The sequence below is a fragment of the Marvinbryantia formatexigens DSM 14469 genome (assembly GCF_025148285.1).
Lineage (GTDB): Bacteria > Bacillota > Clostridia > Lachnospirales > Lachnospiraceae > Marvinbryantia > Marvinbryantia formatexigens.
Genome location: NZ_CP102268.1, coordinates 2885600 through 2909987, shown reverse-complemented (window position 1 = coordinate 2909987; position 24388 = coordinate 2885600). Strand labels below are relative to the sequence as shown.

18 protein-coding genes are annotated in these 24388 nt (G+C 51.4%); 4 read left to right on the top strand and 14 right to left on the bottom strand.

The annotated features are described in order from the left end of the window. Window positions 1-2: 2 nt before the first annotated feature. The 6 genes from lepB to argS all read right to left on the bottom strand — a co-directional run bounded on the left by lepB (window position 3) and on the right by argS (window position 6521). Entirely contained in the window at window positions 3-530 is a 528-nt protein-coding gene (gene lepB, locus NQ534_RS13635; RefSeq protein ID WP_006860045.1) for a signal peptidase I, read from the bottom strand. A gap of 11 nt (window positions 531-541) precedes the next feature. Then, window positions 542-1183, bottom strand: coding sequence for a CPBP family intramembrane glutamic endopeptidase (locus NQ534_RS13630; RefSeq protein ID WP_006860044.1), 642 nt, complete (start codon window positions 1181-1183; stop codon window positions 542-544). Window positions 1184-1192: 9 nt separating this feature from the next. Then, window positions 1193-2149: an N-acetylmuramoyl-L-alanine amidase family protein gene (locus NQ534_RS13625; RefSeq protein ID WP_006860043.1), complete on the bottom strand. Its 957-nt coding sequence runs from the start codon at window positions 2147-2149 to the stop codon at window positions 1193-1195. Window positions 2150-2226: 77 nt separating this feature from the next. After that, window positions 2227-3315 carry a hypothetical protein gene (locus tag NQ534_RS13620; RefSeq protein ID WP_040781302.1) on the bottom strand — a complete coding sequence of 363 codons (1089 nt, stop codon included), beginning with the start codon at window positions 3313-3315 and terminating at the stop codon, window positions 2227-2229. A gap of 13 nt (window positions 3316-3328) precedes the next feature. After that, entirely contained in the window at window positions 3329-4591 is a 1263-nt protein-coding gene (locus NQ534_RS13615; RefSeq protein WP_050778256.1) for an SH3 domain-containing protein, read from the bottom strand. A gap of 163 nt (window positions 4592-4754) precedes the next feature. Next, the gene (gene argS, locus NQ534_RS13610) at window positions 4755-6521 is read right to left on the bottom strand and encodes an arginine--tRNA ligase (RefSeq protein ID WP_006860040.1); all 1767 of its coding nucleotides are present in this window, start codon (window positions 6519-6521) and stop codon (window positions 4755-4757) included. A gap of 824 nt (window positions 6522-7345) precedes the next feature. On the opposite strand from argS, the gene NQ534_RS13605 reads away from it, so the two are divergent. The 4 genes from NQ534_RS13605 (at window position 7346) to NQ534_RS13590 (ending at window position 9561) form a co-directional block, all read left to right on the top strand. Further along, window positions 7346-8014 (top strand): GOLPH3/VPS74 family protein, encoded by a 669-nt coding sequence (locus NQ534_RS13605; RefSeq protein WP_006860037.1) that lies wholly within the window; start codon window positions 7346-7348, stop codon window positions 8012-8014. 12 nt (window positions 8015-8026) lie between these two features. Further along, window positions 8027-8299: a helix-turn-helix domain-containing protein gene (locus NQ534_RS13600; protein ID WP_176944201.1), complete on the top strand. Its 273-nt coding sequence runs from the start codon at window positions 8027-8029 to the stop codon at window positions 8297-8299. A gap of 329 nt (window positions 8300-8628) precedes the next feature. Next, window positions 8629-9261 carry a lactate utilization protein gene (locus NQ534_RS13595; RefSeq protein ID WP_006860034.1) on the top strand — a complete coding sequence of 211 codons (633 nt, stop codon included), beginning with the start codon at window positions 8629-8631 and terminating at the stop codon, window positions 9259-9261. A 126-nt stretch (window positions 9262-9387) separates the two neighbouring features. Further along, a complete protein-coding gene (locus NQ534_RS13590; RefSeq protein WP_006860033.1) occupies window positions 9388-9561 on the top strand; it encodes a hypothetical protein in 174 nt (57 codons plus the stop codon). Window positions 9562-9798: 237 nt separating this feature from the next. Here the strand turns inward: NQ534_RS13590 and NQ534_RS13585 are convergent, their stop codons facing one another. From NQ534_RS13585 to NQ534_RS13550, 8 genes are all read right to left on the bottom strand, one after another. Then, window positions 9799-11979 carry a YARHG domain-containing protein gene (locus NQ534_RS13585; protein ID WP_006860032.1) on the bottom strand — a complete coding sequence of 727 codons (2181 nt, stop codon included), beginning with the start codon at window positions 11977-11979 and terminating at the stop codon, window positions 9799-9801. Window positions 11980-12014: 35 nt separating this feature from the next. Beyond that, window positions 12015-16670 carry an NPCBM/NEW2 domain-containing protein gene (locus tag NQ534_RS13580; RefSeq protein ID WP_040781292.1) on the bottom strand — a complete coding sequence of 1552 codons (4656 nt, stop codon included), beginning with the start codon at window positions 16668-16670 and terminating at the stop codon, window positions 12015-12017. A gap of 43 nt (window positions 16671-16713) precedes the next feature. Next, entirely contained in the window at window positions 16714-17982 is a 1269-nt protein-coding gene (locus NQ534_RS13575) for an NPCBM/NEW2 domain-containing protein (RefSeq protein WP_006860030.1), read from the bottom strand. A gap of 318 nt (window positions 17983-18300) precedes the next feature. After that, complete coding sequence (locus tag NQ534_RS13570; RefSeq protein ID WP_006860029.1) at window positions 18301-18798, bottom strand: Uma2 family endonuclease; 498 nt, start codon at window positions 18796-18798, stop codon at window positions 18301-18303. Between the two features lie 166 nt (window positions 18799-18964). Continuing rightward, on the bottom strand, window positions 18965-20791 hold the full coding sequence (locus NQ534_RS13565) for an ABC transporter ATP-binding protein (protein ID WP_006860028.1): 1827 nt from the start codon (window positions 20789-20791) through the stop codon (window positions 18965-18967). Further along, window positions 20788-22950 (bottom strand): ABC transporter ATP-binding protein, encoded by a 2163-nt coding sequence (locus tag NQ534_RS13560; RefSeq protein ID WP_006860027.1) that lies wholly within the window; start codon window positions 22948-22950, stop codon window positions 20788-20790. The genes NQ534_RS13565 and NQ534_RS13560 overlap by 4 nt, the downstream gene beginning before the upstream one ends. A gap of 233 nt (window positions 22951-23183) precedes the next feature. Further along, on the bottom strand, window positions 23184-23744 hold the full coding sequence (locus NQ534_RS13555) for a DUF5028 domain-containing protein (RefSeq protein ID WP_040781290.1): 561 nt from the start codon (window positions 23742-23744) through the stop codon (window positions 23184-23186). After that, window positions 23741-24388 (bottom strand): ABC transporter ATP-binding protein, encoded by a 648-nt coding sequence (locus NQ534_RS13550; RefSeq protein ID WP_006860025.1) that lies wholly within the window; start codon window positions 24386-24388, stop codon window positions 23741-23743. The genes NQ534_RS13555 and NQ534_RS13550 overlap by 4 nt, the downstream gene beginning before the upstream one ends.

Genomic DNA, 24388 nt, shown 5'->3' with positions numbered 1-24388 from the left:
CTCTACTGATGTTTGATAAATCCAATCTTGCTGAAGGGATAAATACGCACAAACGCTTTTCCGATGATGCGGTCTTTTGTCACCGGACCAATCACGCGGCTGTCGCTGCTGTGATTGCGGTTGTCACCCATCACCCAGTATTCATCCTCGCCAAGCTGAATCGGCTCAATCGCCATACCGGGGTCTGCGATCACTTCCTTGCCGTAGGATTCCTCCAGAATCTCCCCGTTGATATAGATGTTTCCGTCCAGGTCGATGCGCACCTCTTCTCCCGGAAGACCGATGATACGCTTAATCCAGCGTTCCTGTTTACTGCCCTCATAGGGGTAAATCACAACAATATCAAAGCGCTCCGGTTCGCTGAAGCGGTAGCTGATTTTATCACAGATAAGATTGTCCTTATCCTCCAGCGTCGGCTCCATAGAGCGCCCGTCGACCTCCACTCTCTGTCCGATAAATGTTACAATAAACAGCGCCGCCGCAATCGCGACCGCAAAACATCCTATCCAGCTTAAAATCTCTTTTTTCATTAGCCTCTCCTTTATCTGCTGCTTAATATTGCCGTAAGAATCACGGAACTTAAATTCACCGCCATATGGAAGGTGATGTCCGCCCGCAGCGTCCCCCATTTTTCATATACCGCAATCAGTATCAGCGCCATCGGAAACGCAAACAGCATCTGGACCACATTTCCATGATACACGGCAAAAATCACTGCCGCCAGAATTGCGGCGGATTTCGCATTTTTAGTATAACCCTTCAGACGATTATATACAATACCCCGGAATAAAACTTCTTCCATAATCGGAACGATTATCCCGATCCCAACGACCTGTACGATAAGATTGCTGGCAAACAGCGCCTCCTGCGTCTGATTGGAAAAAGAAAAGAAAGAAAGAATCCCGTTTATCACCAATGTCAGCACCAGATTGCAGACAATGCCAAGCGCCGCAATCTGCAGACAGGAGGCTGCGGAAAGCCTTCTCTCCTCCCCGCGGCCGCAGAGCGCGCCGTCTTTTTTGTACATGCGCCAAAACAACGGCAGTACAATCACTGCCGCCATGCTTGTCAGAAAGGCTGCATCTGCATGCAGCCCCATCATACTTATTATAACTATCACAAGATAATGCACAAGCACCGGTCCGATAACTCTTCCGGTTTTATCCGCCCATTCCCAGAACATATTCCCTGCCTATCTCCCGAAATACACATCCACGCCGTTTGCTATCCCCTGCACCATGATATCCTGGTTTGCCGCGTCTGCCATATAGGCGTCGTCACCCGGATTGGTCATAAAGCCCATTTCCAGAATCGTCACCGGCATATCGCTCCAGTTGATTCCCGTCATGTCGTCGGTAATCCAGATGCCGCGGTTATAAAGCCCGGTCGTCTCGCAATAAGCGTTAATCAGATCATCCGCCAGCTTTATGCAGCTCTCATATATATCGGATACATACGGGTTTGACGCGGACGGCGCCGCTGTCAGAGCACCCGACACGCTGCCATCCTCCGAGCCGTTTGCATGAATGCGCAGAAAAATATCTGCTCCCGCCTCATTCGCCACATCGCATCGCTCAATATTGCTGATGTCAATATCATGCGTCTCGCGCGTCATAATGACACGGTAACCTCTTTTTATCAGCTCGTCGCGCAGCTTCAGGGAAACCTCAAGGTCCAGCTCGTATTCATCCAGACCGGAAACGCATCCGCTTGTACCGGTGGCAAGCCGCGCTTTCATAACGTCAGAACCCGGTCCGACCGGCTCCACGCCGGACATATCCTGTCCCGGTCCCTGATGACCGGGGTCGATTGCAATCAGAGGTCCGTCCCCGGTACCCTGGATGCCGTCCGCCGATTCCACGGTCTCCTCTTCCTGCCCGGTTTCCGCAGCCATCCCGTCCTGCCCGTCCGCTGCAGCTGCTTCGGTTTCCGCAGCCTTCCCGTCCTGCCCGTCCGCTGCAGCCGCTTCGGTCTCCGCTTCGTCAGCCCCCGCCTCTTTATCGGCATCTATGACCTTTTCCGCCTCTGCTTTCTTCTGCCGGGCGGCAAGCTGTTCTTCCTCCGTCAGCATTGCCTGCGCACATGATGTATATGTGCCTGCAAGCGCCAGCGCCAGAACCAGCGCCAGTCCTTTCAAACGCTTTTTCATTTCTGCCACTCCTGCCCGGAAATGATGGTATCATCGTTACTGTGAACAAAGCAAACCGTATCATTTCCGTTTCTGCTTTAAATCACGCCTGGAATTTCCGCGGAGGTCACAATACAGTTTCCATCCTGATAACGGAAGTAGAAGGTCGCTTCCTTCTGCTCTCCCGAACCGGCGGTATTTTCTGTTTCCGTATCCGTTTCGCTTTCACTTTCGGCTTCCGTCTCTGTTTCCGTTTCTGTCTCGCTTTCCGTCTCTGCCTCTCCCTGCTCGTAGCTGCAGGTATAGGAAAGCTTCATTTCAATTCCGATGTAGCTCTCTTCGTCTCTTCCCGGATAGTAGATATCCCCGAATACCGGCTCGAAGCCCTCAAAGGTGATATCGTCCGCCTGCAGCTCATCGCCGCGGAAAAGATTGCTGGAAATTGCCTTAAACAGATTGTCCTTATTCGGAACCTGTGCAAATGATTCACCAAGGTCCGCGGAGGTCTTTCCCTGCATTACCGCAGTATACAGCTCGTTAATCATGCTCTTGCCGATTTCCTCCATCTGTACCTTCGCGTTTTCGCTGACCTCCAGACGGTCGCGGACATCGAGCAGCCCGTTACTCGTCTCCAGAGTGCCCTCATAGGATTCAAACGGAAGCCCGTTGATTTGAAGCTTCGCCGTCGGTTCCACGCTGGTCAGCTTGTAGCGGATGGCGCCCGGTGAGAGCGTATCGTCCTCCTCAATACTGGATTCGTCCGGGCTCACCCCGTCAATCAGGACCTGCACGCCCGCCGGGACAATTAGGTCCATATCGACCGCATTGGCGCCCGCCGCCTGCAGGGTCCACTGGTCAAACAGACCATATTTCTTTTCCTGCTGCTGTGTCAGACTGAGTCTCTGACTGGTTTCTTTTCCGTCAACCGTATAAGTGAAGGTGTAATCCTGTACGAACTGGTTGTCCGCGTTCAGGGAGCGGTCGCCCGCCTCCACCGTAAAGCTCTCCACTCCGGTTGCGGCTTTCACATATTCTTCGGCAACTCTCTGCGGGTCGCTGTCTCTTAAGCCCTCATATACAAAGGTTCCGCCCACGGAGACAAGAATCACCGCGACGATCCAGACCCCCAGACGCGTATTGCGCTGTTTTCTCTGCCGCCATTTGTACTGCTGATTGTTATCCGTCATCACATTTTCCTCCCTAGCTTCTCGCATCTTCCAGTTTCTGAACAACCGCAAGGTTCGCCCATTCGTAATCGTTCAGGAAGCTGTCCAGATTCGCATCAAAGTAGGACGGGTCGTAAGTCGGCTCATACCAGGTTTTCTGCGAAAAATAATCTTTATATTTCTGCGTCGTAAAGATACGTCCGTGCCGCGCAAAAATCTCGTTGCGCACAATGGCAAGGTCGCTCGCGCTCCATCCGTCAAACTCGTCCGCGGAAACGTAACGGCTGCTCAGATCGTATGTGTAGCTGTCGTCCCACGCGCCCGAAGAGCTGCCGCCGGAACCGTTTGAAGAGCCACCCGATGAGCTGCCGCCGGATGACGGCTTGTTCCAGGACAGATAATTGCCCGCCACATAGCCGGTCTGTCCATCGTAGCTTACCTGTATCCAGCCGTTGTCTGTCGAACCGGTAACGGTGACAGAAGAGCCGGCGCTCAGACCACCGATGCGGCTGTTATTTGTTCCCGCGCCGCTGCGCACATTGACATCGCCCGTCGCATACATGGTGCCGCTCATGGCGGTAACATTCCAGGTAATGACAGCCGGCGTATTGCTGCTGCCGGACGAGTTGCCGTTTGATGAACCGCTGTTCGACGAGCCGCTGTTTGATGAGCCTCCGTTCGACGAGCTGCCATTCGATGAGCTGCCGCCGGAACCGTCTGAAGAGCCGCCCGATGTGCTTCCGGACGCGCTGCTGCCGGAGCCTGTCTGCAGATAATTCTGGCTGACGTACCCTGTCTGCCCGTTATAGCTTACCTCCACCCAGTTGCCTTCGCGGTTTCCGGTAACGGTAACACCCTCGCCCGTCTGAAGCGTGCCGAGAATATCTCCCTCCACGCCTGCGCTGCTTCTGACATTCACGCCGCCGGTGGCGTACATCGTGCTGTCATCCTGCCCGGCGGTGCCATTGCTGCCCGCTGCAGATGTGCCGCCCTCTGACGCAGCGTTGTTATCTTCTGTCTCTGTTGTTTCCTCTTCTTCGTCATCTTTTCCGGCCGCTGACGCCGTTTTAGATGATACTACAAAGGAATCTGCTGTTTTTGAAAACTGCTCGACCGTAATCGGTGTCTCGGTTTCTCCTGTCTGTGCCCCAAGCCCCGGTTCTGTCTCTCCTTCTGCCTGCTGGCTCTGGTCCAACAGCGAAAGCCCTGTATTTGTCAGAAAAATACTGCCGCCCGCTGCCAGCACAGTTGCGCCGCAGATTCCTAAAATCGTTGATATTTTCCTCTTATCAGCCATTTTCCTCACCTCATAGTTGATAATAACACACACCTCTGCAAATGTCCAATCTTTTTGCCGCTGTTCACGTTTCCTTAAGATTCGCAAGAAAAACTACCGAAATCCCGCGCTCATACCGAAAGATACTGCAAACAGCGGCTTTTTCCCGCAGCGGCAGCTTCCCCTACATTCTCTCCGGTGCCTCAAAGCCGAGCACATCGATGCACGTCTCCAGCACCCTCCTCGTCAGACGAAGCAGCGCGATCCAGGAAGCCTTCTGCGCCTCATTTTCCTCGCTTAAAATCTTCGTTTCGTGATAGAAACGGTTGAACTCATTTGCCAGGTCATATATATAGGAACAGATTTTGTGCGGAGCCGTCTCCTCAAAGGCGTTTTCCATCACACCGTTAAAACGTCCCAGCTCCAGGCACAGCGCCTTCTCGCTTTCATTTGCCGCCGCCAGCATAACACCGTTTTCCGTGCTGCCGCCCGCCGCCTGATATTTATTCAGGATCGATTTAATACGCACAATCGTATACAGAATATACGGTCCGGTATTCCCCTCAAAGGAGGTGAATCTGTCTATATCAAACACGTAATCCTTGGACGCCTGGTTTGACAGATCGCCGTACTTAATCGCTGAAAGTCCGACGATTTTCGCCGTCTCACGCGCCTCCTGCGGGTCGATCTCGTGATTGTCCATAATCTTGCGGTACATTTCTTCCTCGATATCCGCGATCAGATTTTCCAGACGCATCACGCCGCCGTCCCTTGTCTTAAACGGCTTGCCATCCTTTCCGTTCATGGTGCCGAAGCCAAGGAAGGAGAGCTTTGTGTCCTCTTTTACAAGCCCGGTCTTCCGCGCCGTGCGGAAGACCTGGATGAAATGCATTTCCTGCCGCTTATCCGTCAGGTAGAAAATCTCGTCCGGCTGGTAGAGCTTCATGCGCTCCACAATCGTTGCCAGGTCGGTGGTCGCATACAGCGACGCTCCGTCTGATTTCAGGATGATGCACGGCGGAATTTCCTTCGTGTCCGTCTCTTCCTTCACATCCACCACCAGCGCTCCCTGGTCCTCGTGGGCAAAGCCCTCGTCCTTCATGCGCTGCACCATCTCCGGAATGTACGGCTGCGCGTCCGATTCGCCCTTCCAGAGATCAAACTCCACGTTCAGACGGCTGTAATTCTTCTTCAGATCGGCAATGGAAACGCGCATGATGTGCTGCCAGAGCGCGCGGTATCCCGGATTTCCCTGCTGAAGCTGCTTTGTCGCCTCCAGCGCCTCCCCGCGGTACGCTTCGTCCTCCTTCGATTTTTTGCTCGCCGCCGGATAGATTTCCTCCAGATCGCCGATGGTAAAGGGCGCCTCCTGCGGATACTCCCCGGTGTAGCCCTCCTGGAAATATACCAGCTCCGGCTGCCGCCTGCGCAGCTCCGTGATAATCAGTCCCATCTGCAGCCCCCAGTCGCCAAGATGGACGTCGCCGATCACCTCATGCCCCATAAAACGTCCCATCCGCTTGATGCTCTCGCCGATAATGGCGGAACGCAGATGTCCCACATGGAGCGGCTTTGCAACATTTGCCCCGCCGTAATCCAGGATAATCTTCCTCGGCTTTGCGGTCTTTTCCACAGACAGGTTTTCATCCGCCTGCATATCGTTTAAAAAGCCCGCCAGGAACTCACCCGACAGCTTTAAATTGATAAAGCCCGGATTTACCGCCTCCGCCATCGCAAACATTGCATCTCCCTGCAGTGCGGCAACTACATCTTTTGCAATCATAATCGGCGCTTTTTTGTATTTTTTCGCCGCCACCATCGCGCCGTTGCACTGGAATTCACATAAATCCGGACGGTTGGAAACCGTCACCTTCGCGTAAGACGCATCCACTCCCGCTTTCTCAAACGCGGGAATCAGTTCTTCCTCAATTAACGTAAGTATTTTTTTCATCTTCGTCAAACTCCTGTATACTAATCAATGTCTACAGACGATTATACTGATAAAACGGAGGTTTTTCAATCATTTTTTATTTTACCGCTGAAGCTCCGGTAAATATAGTCTTATCTGAAGTCATCCGAAAAGGCAATTATATTTCTATATTCTTCAGCAGGTCATCAAAATATCTCAGGGCAGAATATTGATAACGGCGTCTGAATTCTTCGGGCTGTAATAGCCTAATCCCTTTTATATGCCCTTTTCCGTTTATCCAGAATTTCCGGAAAAAGATTTTCCGGATGCTCCTCAAAGAAAATATCTGTAAGATTTAAAATCTGATAGTCAAAAATGATACTTTCCAATACTCTTTTCTCACCTCTGTGCTTACACGACAAATGTTTGTCGGTGCAGGCATTACAACCGTCTGCCAGGCTTATCGCACCGGCAGTTTTCTCCGGACGCCTGGCAACTTGCAGGACCTGCCACCAGCAGTTTTCTCTGGATGCCCGGCAACAAAAAAACGAGAGGATAAACTCCTCCCGTTTTCATTCATCGCCCGGTCATTTTTATTTTACCGACGAGTCGGAACCGTCACTCGTCTCATCTGCGATTCAGACATATTTGTCTGTATTTATATTATATATAACCAGGAAGAAAAATGCAAATAATTTTTCATGTTCTAATTCGTTTTTAATATATCATATATTATGTTTTTATGCAACAAATATTTTATAATTTAATTCTAAAATATTCGCTCTTGACTTGTTTTCGTTCTGATGGTATATTAAATCGTAAGTAGTAAGTGATAAGTAGTAAGTAATGATGAGAGGAGAACAACTATGCATGAATTAACACTTACACAGGAGTACATGATCTGCGCGGTGGACAATAAAGGAAAAATTTCCAGTTTTAATGTAGAAAGGCTTGTCTGCCTGCTGGCATCGGGGTTGCTGGAGCTGCAGCTGGAGGGTTGTATCCTGCTCGACCAAAAAACGGTCACTGTAACCGGTGCCCTTCCGGAGCAGAAGCAATATCTGAAGCCTCTGTATGACTTTTTGAATCAGTCATCACAGCGAAAGCCCGTAAAAATAGAAAAGGTTCTGGAAGCCTATACGTATTCTGTTACAGACAAAAATATCACCGCATTATTTGATTCTGTCGGCATGTCCCTGAAAAATATCGGGCTGGCAGAGGTGTCAAAGGCAGGGCTTCTTGGAAAACGGAACACTTACATTCCGTGCAAAGAAGCTGTTCATTATGTTATCGATATGATACGGTCCGAGCTTCTGGAAAACGTAGAGGTCACAGAAGATATCGCTTCTCTTGTCATTCTTCTGGATAAGAGCGACCTGCTGAAAACCTATTTTTCCAAATATGAGCAGCGTGAAATCAAAGCGAAGCTGAAGGAAATCACCGGCTCCGATGCCGGAAAAGCGGTTGCCGCAATGGTTGCTTATATAGAAAATCTGTTTGCGCTCATCGTTTCTCTGACCGTCTTTTACAGCTAACGGGGTGAGCACATGTCAAGGCAACGCACAATGGAGGCAATCTCCGCCTCAGAATATGTAACAATCGGAGAGCTGGTCCGCTTAACAAATGTACGGTACAGCACGTTAAAATTTTACACCGAGGAGGGTATGCTGCCCTTTGAGCAGGCGGAAGAAAACCTGACGCGGCGCTACCGGCGGTTGGAAAGTATTGAGCGTATCTCTTATATCCGAAAGCTGCGGGAGCAGAAGAAAACCATCCCGGAAATCAAAGTCATCCTCAGCCAGGAGCAGGCAGAGGAATGAAGAGGGGTCCTGCTCCCTGCGCCTAGTCAGGCTTTTGCCTCTTGCCCGGTCCGGTTTTTGTCCTGCGCCCGGTCAGGCTTTTGACCCTTGCCCGGTCCGGTTTTTGTCCTGCGCCCGGTCAGGCTTTTGACCCTTGCCCGGTCCGGTTTTTGCTTTTTGTCCGGTCCGGTTTTATCCTTCACGCAGTTCGTCTTTTACCGTCATTGATTTTTGACGCACCTGGTGGTAAGATAAGAAAAACAACGGATTTTTGCAGGCAACCGGACAGCCTGTCTAAATTGCCGCAAAAAATTTATGTGATAGTTGTGCGATAGAAAAGGAGGATTTTTATGAGTGCAATGTCCATTTTTTATGAGAAACAGGCGGAAACCGTCATCAAAGCACTGCAGAAGCGCGGAATGGACGGCTATTACTGCCCGGACAGCAAAAGCGCTGTTGAAAAAGTATTGTCTCTGATTCCGGAAGGCGCTACCGTTACCTGGGGCGGTTCGGAATCCATCACAGAATGCGGTCTGCTGGATGCTCTGAAAAATGCGCCGGTAGAACTCTGGGACCGCGCTGAAATTCCGCAGGAGGAGCGTAAAGCATTTTATCGCAAGGCATTTTCCGCAGATTTTTATCTGATGAGCGCAAATGCCGTCACGCTTGACGGGCAGCTCGTCAATATAGACGGAACGGGCAACCGCGTTGCCGCGCTCTCCTACGGACCGGATTGTGTGATTCTGCTGGTTGGCATGAACAAAATTGTGCCGGATCTGGATGCCGCTATCGCGCGCGTACATAATATTGCCGCGCCGCCAAATGCCATCCGGCTCGGTCTTTCCACTCCCTGCGCGAAGGACGGCGTCTGTCACAACTGCTTCTCCCCGGAGAAGATATGCAATATGTTGCATGTACAGCACTACAACCGTTTTCCGGGACGCATCCGGGTCATCCTGGTCGGAGAATCCCTCGGATTCTAAAAGTGCTCTGTACGACGAAATGCCCGGATTCCGGGAATGCTGTGCCGGAGCAGATAGAGTGCCCCGGCATCACAGCATTTTCAAATCGCTTTAAAACCAATCGCTTTGCGAAGGAAAGGAGTTCTCATGGAATACACGAAAGACTACAAATGCAAATGCCCGACGGACGCTTCCGTAGTCACACATACCGTCACATATAAGAAAGGGAGCTGCAGCCGCTACCCGGAGGATATTATGCTCTCCTTTGTGTGCAGCCGCAACTCCGCCTGTGTGAAGTGCTCGCAAAATTATATTGACTGATACTATCCGCATTGTATCAGCGGAGTTCCTGCCGATGCTCTGCAACATATTGCATCAGCAGGTTCTCTTTTAATGTTGTCTGCGCGTCCCGTCCTCGTAAAAATTCTTTTTAAGGCGCGCTCCGTTGGAAATATGGATATAACCAAAATCACACATTGTACTGTACAGATGACTGCCGCGGCAGTTTCGGCTACATCCTCTGTACTATGGAAAACGGTATTTGCACTATCACCTCCGTTACCGGTTCAGATAGCCGTCCGGCTCCAATTCTTTTTCACGCTCATTTAAAAGATTTATGTTATATAACTCATATTGATTAAACATTTCCGAGGAAAATTCTGACAGGCTCGCTCTTCCGGCATACCAGTCCTTGCCGCCAAAGTATTCCTGCAGCTCCTGCGGTGTGAAGATGGCGCCCCGGCGCGCATAGATTTCATAGCGCGCATAACATGCCACGCGTGCCGAGAGTACATTGACCTCTTCCTCCGTCAGATAGCGGATATCGCTGTCCGCAAATATATACTGCCCGGACAGATAGCCGGATTCCGGCGCGATGGTCGCCTCGGACGTTTCCGCCGCAAACAGCGAAAGCTCTTCTTCCACCCGGTAAATGTCGTAGCCTGGCTGGTCCAGCTTGTAGGTATCATACTCTACTATCAGCAGAAGATTTTTCTGCTCGTAATCGTTAAACACCTTGTCTGTGAAATCATCAGCGTCAATTATCCCCGCATACCAGCTCTTCGTGCCAAAGTAATCCCGCAGCTCCTGCGATGCAAATTTGCGTCCGTGGCGCGCATAGATTTCATTTTTCGCATAGCTGATTGCCTGCGGGGAGAGCCGTGACACTTCCGAACGATCCAGATACCGCTCGGCTACGTCCGGGAAAATATAGTCTATGACAGGCGCCATGTCGGCGCTTTCCTCCGCCTGCGGTTCCTTTATTTCCTGCGTCCCCGCCATTTCCTCTGCATCATGCTCCGCTTCTTCGCCGCTTTCCTCCGCTTCCATTTTTTCAATTTCCTCCATGATGTCCACATCATGCAGATCCTCGTTTCTGCTGAATCCGGCTTCTGTTTCCGCTTCCGTTGTTGCGCTTTCTGTTTCCGGCTCCGCCCCGGCTTCCGCCTCCGTTGCAGTGCTTTCTGTTTCCACCTCCGCCCCGGCTTCCGTTTCCGGCGCTGCAGTTTCCGGCTCTATTTCCGCTTCCGTTGCAATGCTTTCTGTTTCCGGCTCTGTTTCCGCTTCCGTTGCTGCGCTTTCTGTTTCTGGTTCTGGCTCTGCAGTTTCCATCTCTGCCTGGACTTCGCTTTCGCTCTGTGCTTCCGTTTCACCTTCGGTCAGCGCCTCTGTTTCTTCCTCCCCGGACACCTTCGCCTGCTCCATGCAGTCCGCGACCGCTTCTTTTACTGCCCCGGATGTTACGGTTGCGCCGGAGATTACATCCACTTCGCTTGTCTGTGCTTCCAGAATACTCTTGATTAAATCGTTTCCAATCTCCGCGCCCTGTCCCTTCGTCTCTCCGGAAAGGTTCATGCCCATATTCACGATTCCCGTTTCATCAAAGGTACAGGTCACCATAATTTTCCCCGCATAGCCGTCGGCATACGCCGTATATTCCCCCGGAACATAATGAACCTCCGGTTTCGCATCTGTTTCCGTTTCCGAATCCCCCGGCTCTGCGTCTGCTCCGGAAGATACATCTGCACCTGCTTCTGCCCCGTCCGCATTCCCTGTTTCTGCCTCCGGCTCTTCCGGCACATTCGCCGCTTCCGTCCCGTTCGTGCTCTCCGCTCCCTCTTCTGTCTCCGTGTCGTCCGCCTCTTCCAGCGCTTTCTCCGTTTCCGATACAGCCTCTGTTTCCGCCGTATCCTCCGCTTCCGCCGCCAGTCTGTCCAGCAGCTCTGCGTTCGCCACCTCATATTCGTTCAGCATGTTTTCCGGGAAATCGCTTTCCTTAATAAACCCGAAATACCAGCTTTTTCCGGAAAAATATTCCGCGACCTCCGGCTCGTCAAAAAGCATTCCGCGGCGCGCATAGATTTCATACCGGGCATATTCCAGCTGCCTGCGCGTCCAGCCCTGCAGCTCTTCTTCCTCCAGAAAACGACTGTTGCTCTCCTCAAGATAATATTCCGTTTCCCCAGGCTCCCAGACAGTCTCTGCCGTTTCTGCCGCCTGGGTCGTTCCGGACTTTTCTGATGTCCCGTTTTCTCCGGCTGACTGGTTTTTCCCCGGCGCTCCGTTTTCTCCGGTCGCCTGGGTTTTCTCCGGCGCTCCGTTTTCTCCGACTGCCTGGGATTGCTCTGTCGTCCCTGCTTTTATTTCCGCAGCCAGTCCGCCTGCGCCCTGCGCGGATAACACCACGCAGGCGCAGATTCCGGCTGCCGCCGCTTTTTTCAGTTTCTTCATCTGCTTCATAATACCGCCCTCTTTCTGTCTGCGCTTCCTCTTTCCTACTTCACCGCAAGCTCATCATCGGTCACATAAATCCATGTTCTGTCCTCCGACGACGCCGCGATCTCCAGCGTACCTTTTCCTGTCAGATCCACCTCAAAGGCAACCGGTCCCTCAGAAATATCAAAACCGGAAATTTCATACAGGGTCTCTCCGTCCGCCTGTATCTGAACAAGCGCGTCTGTCTCCGTCGCCCCGTCCGTCCATGCAGTAATCGTGCCGGTAAAGGTCGTATAATTCCTCGCCAGATTGTAAAGCACACTGGAATTTTCCTGCGCGCTCATTTCCAGGAAGCGGTCATGCAGGATTCCATAATCGTCCGTAAAGAGCGTATTTTCCGTGTTCGTGCCAGTCTCAGATACCTGAATCAGATCCGCCAGGCGCTGGATCTGCATCGTTTCGCCTGCGGCTTCTCCCGCCGCAAGCGCACCGGTAAAATACAGATGCCCATAATCGTAGCTTCCATTATTGGAGCTCGCCACCGTCAGCACGTTTACCCCGCTCACGTCCACAGAAAACGCCGTCTCTTCCTCAGATTTCCGTATATTGCGCAGCTCCCACAAAAGCTTTCCGTCCCCGAACACAGCAAGCTGCATATTCACATTTTCCGAAGCTTCCGAATAAGGCTCCGCCGTTCCCGTCAGCGTCCCGTATTTTCCGTCCAGCCGGACGCGGAAGTACGCGTTATTGGAAGCATCCATGCGCACGCTGCCAATCTCCAGCGTTTTCGCCTTCGTCAGCGTTTCGTCCATATCATAAACATCCAGAACCTCGCAGTAATTGCTCTCTGACCATTCCAGAGCGGACAGGCGCACCGTATCCTCCGCCTGCTGTCCGGATACGGCGGCTGTCTCCATGATAAATCCTCTCGTCGCATCCGCAGGAAGGTCATTCCAGGTGCCGTCATAGTCCATGCTCAGAAGAAATTCCAGACTGTCCACGTTATCCGGCTTTCCGCTTCCCCAGTTCAGATAGTTTCCAAATTCCGCTCCATTGCTCCAGCCCCAGACGCCCTTTGTCAGTCTTCCGCCAATCCAGTAGCTGTCGCCCAGTCCGGCTGACACCATATACTGCAGCGCCAGATTTTTGTCCGCATCCGTCGGACACGCCAGCACTCCGCCTGCCGATGTGCAGAACGCCTCCGCCTGCTCCCAGGTGAGCGGCTCTTCAAATAAATAGTAGCGGTAATTTCCCTGCGTCACAATATCCGCCGCCCGCTGCTCTACGACCGCCGGAATTTCCGGAAATTCCGGTGTCTCTTCTGTCTCTGCCGCCTGCGCAGGTATTCCGCCCAGCATCGTATCCCCCAGATAGAAGTACAGACTGCCGTTCTCCTCATTGCCCCGCGTGCGCACCTCCAGCGTCTTTTTACCGGTCACATCCAGGGAAACCGGGAGCGCCCCGCCAAGGATGGAATAATCCTCCACCTCAAAGACACACTCTCCGTCCAGCAGGATTTCCAGACCCGCCTGCGCCGTGCCATAACCGTCGTAATTATCCGCTGCAAAAAGCACCGCGTCAAAGGAAGTATAATTTCCGTCCAGATTCCAGAGCGCACAACCATTTTCTGATGCAGAGAACATATAAGCGTCGCGGTGAATGTCTCCGTAAATGTCTGTATACGTTCCGGATTCCTTCTTTTCGTATCCGGCAGAGCTTATCAGCGCCAGCTCGCCAAGCGGCTTTCGCGTCTCTTCCAGAGTCTCTTCCGTGCCATCCGCCGTCAGCTGCCCCTCATTCAGGAACAGATATCCGTTGTAGGTGCTTCCGTAAGCCTTTGTCTGGATATAAAGCTTCTCCACGCCTTTTACGTCAATGGCAAACGGAACCGGCGCATCGCCCTTCTGATAATTGTATTTCGAAAACAGCAGATTATCGTCGCCCCAGATGGCAATCTCAAAGAAACAGTCGCTCTCCGCTTCCGTCCAGGTACTGATCGTTCCTGTCAGCTCTGACCAGCCGCCGTCCAGATCGTACACCAGACTTCCGCTCTGGGATGCATCCAGGTACAGGCTGTAAAAATGGTCGTTTCCATACGGGTCTGTCAGATATTCTTCGATGCCGCTGTTATAAGATGCGGACGGTGTCAGCTCTGCCAGATACGCCGATGCGCTGACCTCTGCCTCTGCTCCGGCTGCGTCCGCTTCTTCCGTCATTTCCGCGTTTTCTCCGGCACCGGCGTCCGCCGTCTCCGCAGGCTCGATCTCCAGAATAAAGCCGCCGTCTGTGTTTTCTCCGTAATTGTCATTCCAGCGGTTTCCAAAGCCTCTTCCCATTTCCAGATGATTTTCGCCCTCTTCTGCATAGCTGGAGTTATCCGGCTGTCCGCTGTCCCAGTCTGTCCATTCAAACGGTTCACCCGTTACCCACTGCCAGCCGCCTTCCCAGTCGGCATCCGTCGCTCCGAGCCAGTATTCGCTGTAAGGCGCATCCTCCAGAAGCTTCTCTATAACCGCCTTTTCGCGCGCAGAGGTAACCGTGGCAAGATGTCCGCCCGCCGTCTGGCAGAAGGTATTCGCCAGGCTCCAGGTAAGATTCATGTCAAACCGCGCGTAAATATGTTCTTCATATGTCAGATAGCACGCCGCCTGGTTCTTTACGTTATCCGCAAATTCCCCGGTCTGTACCTGCGTATCTGTCACTTCCCCGCCCAGGATTTCCGGTATATCGCGAAGCTCCAGAGCCAGTGTCTCCTCCGACGCATCCTCCGCCAGAATCTTTGCATTTTCCATTTCAGCAATATCCTGCGCGATAAAGTCCTGCACCTCCTGCTCTGTCGTGTACAGCGGCATGTTCCAGTTATCCGTATACACAAGCTCTCCCTGCGGCGTCTGCTCTATATCATAGAAACGCACCACCGCAAAGATATCCCGCTGCTCCTCCTGCCTGCTCAGCTTTCTGCCCGGAACCGCCATATGATACACAAGATACAGCCGGTTTTCCGTGTCATCCTCATCGGTCTGATAAGCGATTTTAAAGGAATCCAGCGCCATCCTGCTTTCATTCCAGATAAGCCATCTGTCGCCGGTATAATCCAGAATCCCCTCCGAGGAACGGATAATTTCTGTCCTCACCTGCTCTTCCAGCTCCGATGACAGCGCAGCGACCGTCTCATCCTCCAGCGACTGCGCCGTGAGCTCATAGGTATTCAGCCCGGAAATCGTATAGCTGTAGGAGCTGTTTGTCACACGGTAGCCGTTCTCCAGCATTTCCTGCTCATCATATGTGATTTCTCCCTCGTAAACATCGCCGTCCTTCGCCAGAATCCACTCTCTGCTGTTCATATCCCACAGCGAGGTCAGCGACACATATGGCTGGTCGTAATCAATCGTCAGCTCCGCGCATACATTCGGGCAGATTCCGGAGAAATTCACCGTCAGCGCCTCCGCCAGGTCTACCTCCTGCGGTTCCTCCAGATTTTCTGCGGTAAATTCCTTCGTGCCTCCCTCCAGATATACGCCAATCTGATAAATATAAAGCGTATCCTGCTCATATGTGCAGTCCACTGTTACCGTATCGCCGTTTACCAGCGCCGACTCCTTATCCGCCGCCGTGGTAAAATTGCTGCGCCAGCTGCTGCGGATAATGTCTGCGGCATTGGCAATGTCCGCCGCCATATCCGTATCTTCCTGCAGCGCGCCGTAGACGCCGCGTCCTTCCTCCTCAAACGCCGCCTGCAAATCGGCTGCCAGCTTTTCTGTATCCAGGGTTATGTCCGCATATCCGGCGCCGTCATAGCCGGAAAATGCACAATCCAGATAGTCCGTCAGGGCAACCGTATACGTCGGCAGCAGACCTTCCGCCGTCTCCGTTATGTTCTCCCAGGTAAAGCGGATGCCGTACTCGCTGATTTCCGTATAATCCATACTGATGGAAGCCGTCGCCTCATCCCCGTTTTTCAGTCCTTCGCTTGGATTGGTAACCAGAAAAAGAGAATACAGATATTTATCCATTTCTTCGGAAATGAATTTTTCCGCCTCCTGCGGCTCTGCCAGCGCGCGCACCTGTGCCTCCACATCGCTTCGCAGCTTCTCATAATCCATATCTATGTAAGCATAGCCGTCCCCGTCGAAGCCGGAAAATTCCAGCTTCATATAATCATTCAGATGGATTTCCTGTATCTCGGTAAGCCCTTCCACCGTCGCCACGACGGAACCGTTTTTCAGTGAAATCTTATAATCATTTAAAAGCTTTTGGTCCAGATTGCTCGTAATGGTCACTTCGTCCCCATTTGCAAGCTGGCTGCTCTTTGAGAGGGAAAAGTCCTTCATGGCTCCGGCAATCAGCGCCTCAATCTCTTCTTTTTCCCGCTCTGTCAGCGTCTTTTTCTCACCGATATGCGCCAGCAGCATGTCTGTATCAAAGGAAACCGCCGCCGTGCCCTCCGTGCTCAGTCCTTCCACCCGCAGTCCCACATAATCCTCCACATGCAGCGTCCGCTTCCCGGTGAGCATCACAAACGCCACCACAAGGACGACCGCAACAATGGCAACCGCTGCAATCAGCCCCACCGGCTTCTTTTTTCCGCTGTTTTTCCCGCTTCCGCTGCTCTGTGCGGACGACGCATCATTCTGAACCGCCATCTGCTGCGCTCCACAGTGCGGACAATGCTTTACGCCGTTTTCTATCTCTTTCCCACAATTATGACAATACATAGCCTTCCTCCCTCTTCTGTCCGTATGCTTGCACCGGGGTATTTTACTCGTCCACCGCCGGAATGATTTCCGTGTAACATGCTCCGCAATTTACGCAGGTATAGGTGCTGATGCCGGTCTGTCCGACCGTTGCCTCCAGCAGGACTTCTCTGGTGAAATTGTGCTCCCAGGTCTCCGCCGATTCATAACTCATATCGAAAATCGCGTAGCTGCTGTCGCCGCCCTCGTAGGAAATCTTCAGCTGCGTAACGCCTACCGTATTGATGGTAACAGTCTGATTCAGCATGTCTTTTGTCAGCTCCAGCTCTTTCATCAGATTGCCGTCGCCAAACACACGCAGCACGGCGCTTCCCTTCCGCTCATTGTCGCAGTGCCCGACCGTAAAGGTGACGCTGTTGTATTTCTGTCCGAGATTGTAGAGCGCCTCCCGCCTGCTGTCATAGTTATCCGGAATCGTTCCTTTGTAATACGCCTTGCCCATCACATAGAAGCAGTCCTGCGTATCCTCTGTATCCTCCAGGGAATACATGTTGGTGGTCTGGTAGGGCGTAAGGTACGGCACGCACTCGCTCTGCTCCGGAATCGTTTCCCCGTAGGAATAACCGCAGTCTTTGCAGGTGTAGGTGTACACGCCGTCGCTGAATACCGAAACGACCTGTGACATTTCTTCCACGAAATTATGCCCGCCATAGCCTGTCACGTCCGCATAGCCGTATGCCGCATCGCCGCCCTCCTGGTCCAGCCGGAGCTGCTTCACGCCCGTCGTATCCAGCTCCAGCTTCTGCGTCATCATGTCGCTGGTAAGATTCAGCGTCTGCGCCAGCTCCCCGTCCTTATAAATATACAGCGATGCGCTCCCGTCGCGCTCCCCGTCGATGTGACCGACCGCCAGCGTCATTCTGGAAAATTTCCCGTCCAGGTTGTAGAGCGCCTGCCGGTAACTGTCGTAGTTGGCGGGCGTCAGACCCTGGTGATACTCCGCCGCCATCATGGAAAATGCTTTTGTCGGATTGCCGTCCCACAAATCAAAATTCTCCGTCTGATATGGCACCAGAACATGCGGCACCTGGTTCAGGGTATCGTCGGATGCCGCGCCATCCGCCGCACTCTCTGCCACACCGTCGTCTGCGTCTGTCACTGCTCCCGCTGCATTGTCTGACGGATTCCCTGCCGTATCCGTTTCTGCCGCCATGCCCTCTGCCACGCCGGTTCCTGCTGCTTCTTCCGCTGCTCCCCCGGCACCGGCCGACAGCACCAGCCCTGCCGCCAGCAGAGCCGCATAAAATCTTCTCTTTCCTGATTTCATAACCATATTCCCTCCCTGTCCTGGTATTTTCCAAAATATTTAAAAAACTAATCTAATTTTACCAATCTTTTTGCACTGTGTCAAAACATTTGTGGAAACTTACATAAGCATTCGTCAGAATTGAAAAAATTTTCATCGAAAGTGTTCTTGTTATTATTCTTGTTATAAATCTTTCAGTTTATATCCTGTCCATAATAAAAGCATCTGCCATATAAACAGATGCTTTCTGAATCCTTATTCTATCTGGATATTCAAAAAATATGTTTTCCACCGGTTCCCCGCGCTATTTCCTGCAACTCTTATAGTAATTCTATTCACCTTCCATCAGATATTAAACAGCTCGTCAAAATCTGTTTTCAAATTTGGGAACATAACAAGCTGCAGTTCATCTTTGTTTTCTACTGTAACGGTTTTATAAAGATAAAAATATGTTGTTCCATCTTCTTTTCCATCATTCAAATATATCTCCACCTGCTTTTTTCTCCAGTCAACAATCCAATATTCCGATATTCCTACTTTTCTGTATATCTCCATCTTTTCATTACGGTCGTACTGCTCAGTAGATTCAGAAATGACTTCCATTACCATTCGCGGGATTCCCGTCAAGGATACATTTTTCCGGTCTCTTGTATTACAGTTAATAGATGCATCCGGAATGATTACCTTATTATCATTTTCATACCATTGATATTGGACACCATCGCCCAGCACACGGCATAAAGAATCTTTTATCTGTTTTCCCACCATAACCACGAAATTATTGATAATGAAGGAATGCTCTATAAATGTATTACTCATATCTTCTATTGGTAATGTATTCATATCTTCACCTTCTTTCTATATATCCATTATACCAAAACAGGAAATATTTTCAAGCCTTACTCTGTTTAAATGGATTTGCTGTGGGCGAGCGCCCTATAAAAAGCTCAGCACAAGATTTGCTTTGTGAGCAAGCTCCCACGCAAACTTGTGCTGGCTTTTTGCACGGCTATACCGCTTTTTCAAATTGACTGTTGTATAGATTGGCGTAGAAGCCGCCTTTCTGCATGAGCTGTTCGTGGTTGCCCTGCTCGATGATGTCGCCGTCTTTCATGACGAGGATGAGGTCGGCGTCGCGGATGGTGGAGAGGCGGTGGGCTATGATAAAGCTTGTGCGTCCCTCCATAAGGTTATCCATTGCTTTCTGGATGCGCTCCTCGGTGCGGGTGTCGACGGAGGAGGTCGCCTCGTCGAGTATGAGTATCTGGTTATCCGCCAGGATTGCCCGCGCGATGGTGAGGAGCTGCTTCTGCCCCTGCGATATATTATTGGTCTCCTCGTTCAGCACCATCTGGTAGCCGCCCGGCTGCGTCATGATAAACTTATGAATGTGAGCCGCCTTTGCCGCCGCAATGACTTCCTCATCGGTGGCATCCAGCCTGCCGTAACGGATGTTTTCCATTATGGTACCGGAAAACAGCCAGGTGTCCTGCAGCACCATGCCAAACATTTCGCGCAGTTCGCTGCGGTTAAATTCCCGCAGATCGTGCCCGTCGATTTTTATGGAGCCGCTGTTTACATCGTAAAAGCGCATCAGCAGCTTCACCATCGTGGTCTTGCCGGCGCCGGTCGGTCCGACGATGGCAATTTTCTGTCCGTCCTTAATATCCGCCGAAAAATCGTGCACAATGATTTTATCCGGCTGGTAGCCAAACGATACGTGCTCAAATTCCACATTTCCCTTCAGCCCCTCGATGCTTACCGGATGCTCCGCCGTCTGCTGCTCTTCCTCCTCTTCCAGGAATTCAAAGACGCGCTCAGAAGCCGCCATCGTCGACTGCAGCATATTCGTCACCTGCGCAAGCTGCTGGATGGGCTGCGTGAAGCTGCGGATATACTGGAAAAACGACTGGATATCGCCCACCTCAATGGCGCCGCGGATGGCAAAGAAACCGCCGAGCAGCGCCACCATCACATAACCGAGATTGCCGATAAACTGCATGATGGGCATCATCATACCGGAGAAAAACTGCGACTTCCAGGCGGAATCGTACAGCTTTTTATTCGTCTCCTCAAAGACGGAAATCACATCCTCCTCTTTATTAAAGGCTTTCACGATGTTGTGCCCGCCGTAGATTTCCTCGATCTGACCGTTCACCTCGCCCAGATAAGCCTGCTGCCGCTGGAAATACTTCTGCGAACGCTTCATCACCTGCCCGATAATTCCCATAGAGACCGGCAGAATCAGAAGCGCGCACAGCGTCATCCAGACGTTGATGCTCAGCATCATCACCAGCACGCCGATAATCGTCGTCGCGGAGGTGATAAGCTGCGTAAAGCTCTGGTTCAGGCTCTGCTGCAGCGTATCGACATCATTTGTGACGCGCGAAAGAATTTCTCCGTTTGTGCGGCTTTCAAAAAAGCTCAGCGGCATACGGTTCATTTTCTTTGAAATGTCCCGGCGCAGACTGTAGGAAATATCATTCGATATTCCGCTCATCACATAGCCCTGAATAAACGAAAACAATGCGCCCGCCACATACAGGCACATCAGCCCCGCCAGAATCGTTCCGATTTTGCCAAAATCAATTGAGCCCGTGCCCTGGATTTTCGCCACCAGACCATTAAACAGCTCGGTCGTCGCCTTTCCGAGAATCCGCGGTCCAATAATGCTGAACGTGGTGCCCGCCACAGCAAAAACCAGCATAATAAGGACACGCACCCGGTAGCGCTTCATATATTTGAGAAGCTTTGACAGTGTTCCGCCAAAATCCTTCGCTTTTTCCGTTCCCATTCTTCTGGAACCCCGCATTCCCAATCTTCTCTGCTCACTCATCCTGCCAACTCCTCCTTCGAAAGCTGTGATTCGGCAATCTGCCGGTAAACCTCGCAGTTTTCCAGCAGCTCCCTGTGCGTGCCCATGCCCGCCATGTGTCCCTCGTCGAGCACAATAATTTTATCGGCATGAAGAATCGTACTGATGCGCTGTGCCACAATAATGGTCGTCGTCTCCGCCGTCGCCTCCCGCAGCGCTCTGCGCACAGCAACATCCGTCTTATAATCCAGCGCGGAAAAGCTGTCGTCAAAAATAAGGATTTCCGGATTTTTCTCAATCGCGCGCGCAATCGAAAGGCGCTGCTTCTGACCGCCGGACACATTGGTGCCGCCCTGCGCGATTGCGGAAGCGTACCCGTCCGGTTTCTCCTTAATAAATTCCTCTGCCTGCGCAATCTGCGCCGCCCGCTCCACCTCGGCTTCCGAAGCATCCGGTCTGCCGTAACGGATATTGGAATCAATCGTTCCGGAAAACAGCACGCCCTTCTGCGGCACGTAGCCCAGACGGCTTCTCACATCCTTCTGTGACATTTTCCGGATATCCACACCGTCCAGACGGATTTCTCCCCCGGTCACATCGTAAAAACGCGGAATCAGATTTACCAGCGTGCTCTTGCCGCTTCCGGTACTTCCAATAATTGCGACCGTCTCACCCTTTTCCGCCGTAAAGCTGATATCCGTCAGCACCTCTTCCTCCGCATCCGGATACGCAAAGGAAACATGGTCGAATTCCACCCGTCCCTTTATGGACACGTTCGGCACGCGCGCACGCTCCGGGTCGTGGATGGTTTCCTGCGTCTCCAGAATCTCACTGATACGCTTTCCGGAAACGCTGGCTCTCGGCAGCATGATAGAAAGCATCGTCAGCATCAGGAATGACATGATAATCTGCATGGCATACTGGATAAACGCCATCATATCGCCCACCTGCATACTTCCGCCGTCAATCGCGTGGGCGCCGTTATAGACGATCAGCACCGAAACGCCGTTCATCACCAGCATCATCACCGGCATCATAAACGTCATACAGCGGTTGACAAACAGATTCGTCTTCATCAGATTCCGGTTTGCTTCCTCAAAACGCTCTTCCTCATACTTCTCACGGCTGAATGCCCGGATAACCGGAATACCGGTCAGAATCTCTCTCGTGACAAGATTCAGACGGTCAATCAGCACCTGCAGCGTCTTGAAACGCGGCATCGCCACCTTAAACAGCACCAGCACGACCAGCATAATCAGCACGACCGCCAGCCCGATAATCCAGCTCATGGAAACATCCGTGCGCAGTACCTTCAGCACGCCGCCGATACCAAGAATCGGCGCATAGCAGGCAATCCGGAAAAACATTGCCATCAGAAGCTGCACCTGCTGGATATCGTTCGTGCTGCGCGTAATCAGCGACGCTGTGGAGAACCGGTTAAATTCCGCATTGGAAAATCCAATTACCTTGCGGTAGACCACCGCGCGCAGGTCGTGCCCGGTGACCGCCGCCACGCGCGCCGACAAAAACGTCACGCTGATTGCCGCCACCATGCCTAGAAACGCCAGCGCCAGCATTTTCAGACCGGTGAACAGCAGATACCGCATCTGCATGGCGTCCGTGTCCTCTCCCAGCGTATCATATTCACTCTGCACAAAGCTGACCGCCATCTGTGTGATAATCGAATCCGGCATCTGCTCCATCTGCCCGCTGACACCGGCGAGCATCTGCTCCCGCACCTGTGATGGCAGCGCCGCAATCGTCTCAAACAAATCCGCGTCCTCCGGCAGGTTCATCTGCGCCTTAATCGCCGCCGTCGTCTCCTCCGACTGCGTGAGCGTCACCAGAGCGACCTCCGCCTTTCCCAGAATATCATTCAGCTCCTGCCGCTCCTCTTTGCTGATTTCCTGCAGGTACCAGGCATCGCCCGCCTCCCGGTAATCCGCCTTCACCTGCTCCTGCTGCCCCTCATCCAGAAACAGCAGGAGACGTTCAAAAGACTGCGCGCTGATCTGCTCCGGCACGCCGTCCTCTATCCCCTTCTGCTGGATTCCGACATTGATAATGTCTGACGTGTAGGAAGGCAGCGACAGGTCGCAGAACGCCTGCAAAAAAAGCAGCAGTATAATCAGCAGGATATAACCTGCCGATTTTTTCATATACTTCACCAGTTTCAGCATTTTCTTTTTCCCCTTACCTTTTCTTGTAAAACAAATTATTGTAAAACAAAGTCTATAGATTTTATTACCATATATATAAATAATCAAGTATCTTTATAAAAATTTAATAAAAGTTTTATAGAAAAAGGGACATCCCGTTTTTCGCAGATGTCCCGCTGTCTTTGCTTTGTACATTTTCCTGTTCTTTACGCATTTTTCAGTTCTTTACAATTCTTCTGGATACAAGAAATATCTCACGTCTGAACAGCAATCATTTTCTTTTCCGGATACAACGCCAGTGTTATATAATACTCTTTCTGTTCTACTTTTTTCCATTCAGAATTTCTAAAGTTATTTTTTAAAAGCAGAAATGGCAGGCTATACTCTATATTCTCTCCCGGTTCCAGTTCCGTCTGGAGTCCGTTTTTCCCTTCATTTATTGTGTAATAAAAATCCGGATTTGGAATATTCGCCCAGCCCGGAGCTTCTGCCCCCAGTTCCAGACAATCCACCCTGGCACCTGTCTGGCTGGTATTTTTTAGTTCTATGTCCACCCACAGCAATTTCATTTCTCCGGCATAGCGCATTCCTTCTGTTACATTCTGGTTGCCGCGTATCTGGGAATCCTCCATAAAACTTCCGCCCTTTACCAGAATTTCCACGCCGTTCTTCCACGGTACCCATTCTCCATTCTGATATACTATGCTTTTTGTCCGCGGAATTTCCCGGTTAATGCGATAAACTGCATGTATCCAAAGACATATCAGAAAAATGCCTGGTATTATCAACAGCCACTTTCTTTTCCGTATTTTCATCTGTTTATCTTCCATTCAGATATCACTTTCCCATCCTGCATTTCTATAATCACATCCGACAGCGCCAATAAATCTTCCGTATCATGACAACTGATAATAACGAGCGCCCCCTTTTCTTTCAGATGCCCTAAAATCTTTTTCAGTCTCTCCAGGCTCTGCTCATCCAGCGCATTCGTCGGTTCATCCAGAATGACCAGCTCCGGCTCTTCTATAATAGCCGCTGCAATCCCCAGTTTCTGCTTCATTCCCAGAGAAAATTTGCGAAACGATTTTTTATCCCCCGGTTCAAGCCCGACCATTTCCAATGTTTCAGTGATTCTTTCCCTCGAAACAATATTTTTTATGGAAATCAGTGCTTCCAGGTTCTCATATGCAGAATAATGGCTGATAAACCCCGGCGATTCTATCAGAATTCCAACGCTCCGCGGAAAAGAAATATCCTTTCTTAAAATTTCGCCATTAATCCGGATTTCTCCTTCCGACAGCCGAATCAGTCCGCATATTGCACGCATGAGCATTGTCTTTCCAGAGCCGTTCCGCCCCTTCAATCCATAAATAGCTGGCGATTCCATCGAAAGAGAAATGCAATCCAGTACAGTCTGTGACCCAATCTTTTTTGTGATGTTATCAATTTCTATTTTCAT

Excerpts from the sequence above, each read along its gene's own strand:
- NQ534_RS13615 (WP_050778256.1), bottom strand. The coding sequence starts at position 4,591 with ATGGCTGATAAGAGGAAAATATCAACGATTTTAGGAATCTGCGGCGCA.
- NQ534_RS13600 (WP_176944201.1), top strand. The coding sequence starts at position 8,027 with ATGTCAAGGCAACGCACAATGGAGGCAATCTCCGCCTCAGAATATGTA.
- NQ534_RS13590 (WP_006860033.1), top strand. The coding sequence starts at position 9,388 with ATGGAATACACGAAAGACTACAAATGCAAATGCCCGACGGACGCTTCC.
- NQ534_RS13565 (WP_006860028.1), bottom strand. The coding sequence starts at position 20,791 with ATGAGTGAGCAGAGAAGATTGGGAATGCGGGGTTCCAGAAGAATGGGA.
- NQ534_RS13595 (WP_006860034.1), top strand. The coding sequence starts at position 8,629 with ATGAGTGCAATGTCCATTTTTTATGAGAAACAGGCGGAAACCGTCATC.
- NQ534_RS13605 (WP_006860037.1), top strand. The coding sequence starts at position 7,346 with ATGCATGAATTAACACTTACACAGGAGTACATGATCTGCGCGGTGGAC.
- lepB (WP_006860045.1), bottom strand. The coding sequence starts at position 530 with ATGAAAAAAGAGATTTTAAGCTGGATAGGATGTTTTGCGGTCGCGATT.
- NQ534_RS13550 (WP_006860025.1), bottom strand. The coding sequence starts at position 24,388 with ATGAAAATAGAAATTGATAACATCACAAAAAAGATTGGGTCACAGACT.
- NQ534_RS13625 (WP_006860043.1), bottom strand. The coding sequence starts at position 2,149 with ATGAAAAAGCGTTTGAAAGGACTGGCGCTGGTTCTGGCGCTGGCGCTT.
- NQ534_RS13570 (WP_006860029.1), bottom strand. The coding sequence starts at position 18,798 with ATGAATACATTACCAATAGAAGATATGAGTAATACATTTATAGAGCAT.
- NQ534_RS13555 (WP_040781290.1), bottom strand. The coding sequence starts at position 23,744 with ATGAAAATACGGAAAAGAAAGTGGCTGTTGATAATACCAGGCATTTTT.
- NQ534_RS13575 (WP_006860030.1), bottom strand. The coding sequence starts at position 17,982 with ATGGTTATGAAATCAGGAAAGAGAAGATTTTATGCGGCTCTGCTGGCG.
- NQ534_RS13630 (WP_006860044.1), bottom strand. The coding sequence starts at position 1,183 with ATGTTCTGGGAATGGGCGGATAAAACCGGAAGAGTTATCGGACCGGTG.
- NQ534_RS13620 (WP_040781302.1), bottom strand. The coding sequence starts at position 3,315 with ATGACGGATAACAATCAGCAGTACAAATGGCGGCAGAGAAAACAGCGC.
- NQ534_RS13585 (WP_006860032.1), bottom strand. The coding sequence starts at position 11,979 with ATGAAGCAGATGAAGAAACTGAAAAAAGCGGCGGCAGCCGGAATCTGC.
- argS (WP_006860040.1), bottom strand. The coding sequence starts at position 6,521 with ATGAAAAAAATACTTACGTTAATTGAGGAAGAACTGATTCCCGCGTTT.
- NQ534_RS13560 (WP_006860027.1), bottom strand. The coding sequence starts at position 22,950 with ATGCTGAAACTGGTGAAGTATATGAAAAAATCGGCAGGTTATATCCTG.
- NQ534_RS13580 (WP_040781292.1), bottom strand. The coding sequence starts at position 16,670 with ATGTATTGTCATAATTGTGGGAAAGAGATAGAAAACGGCGTAAAGCAT.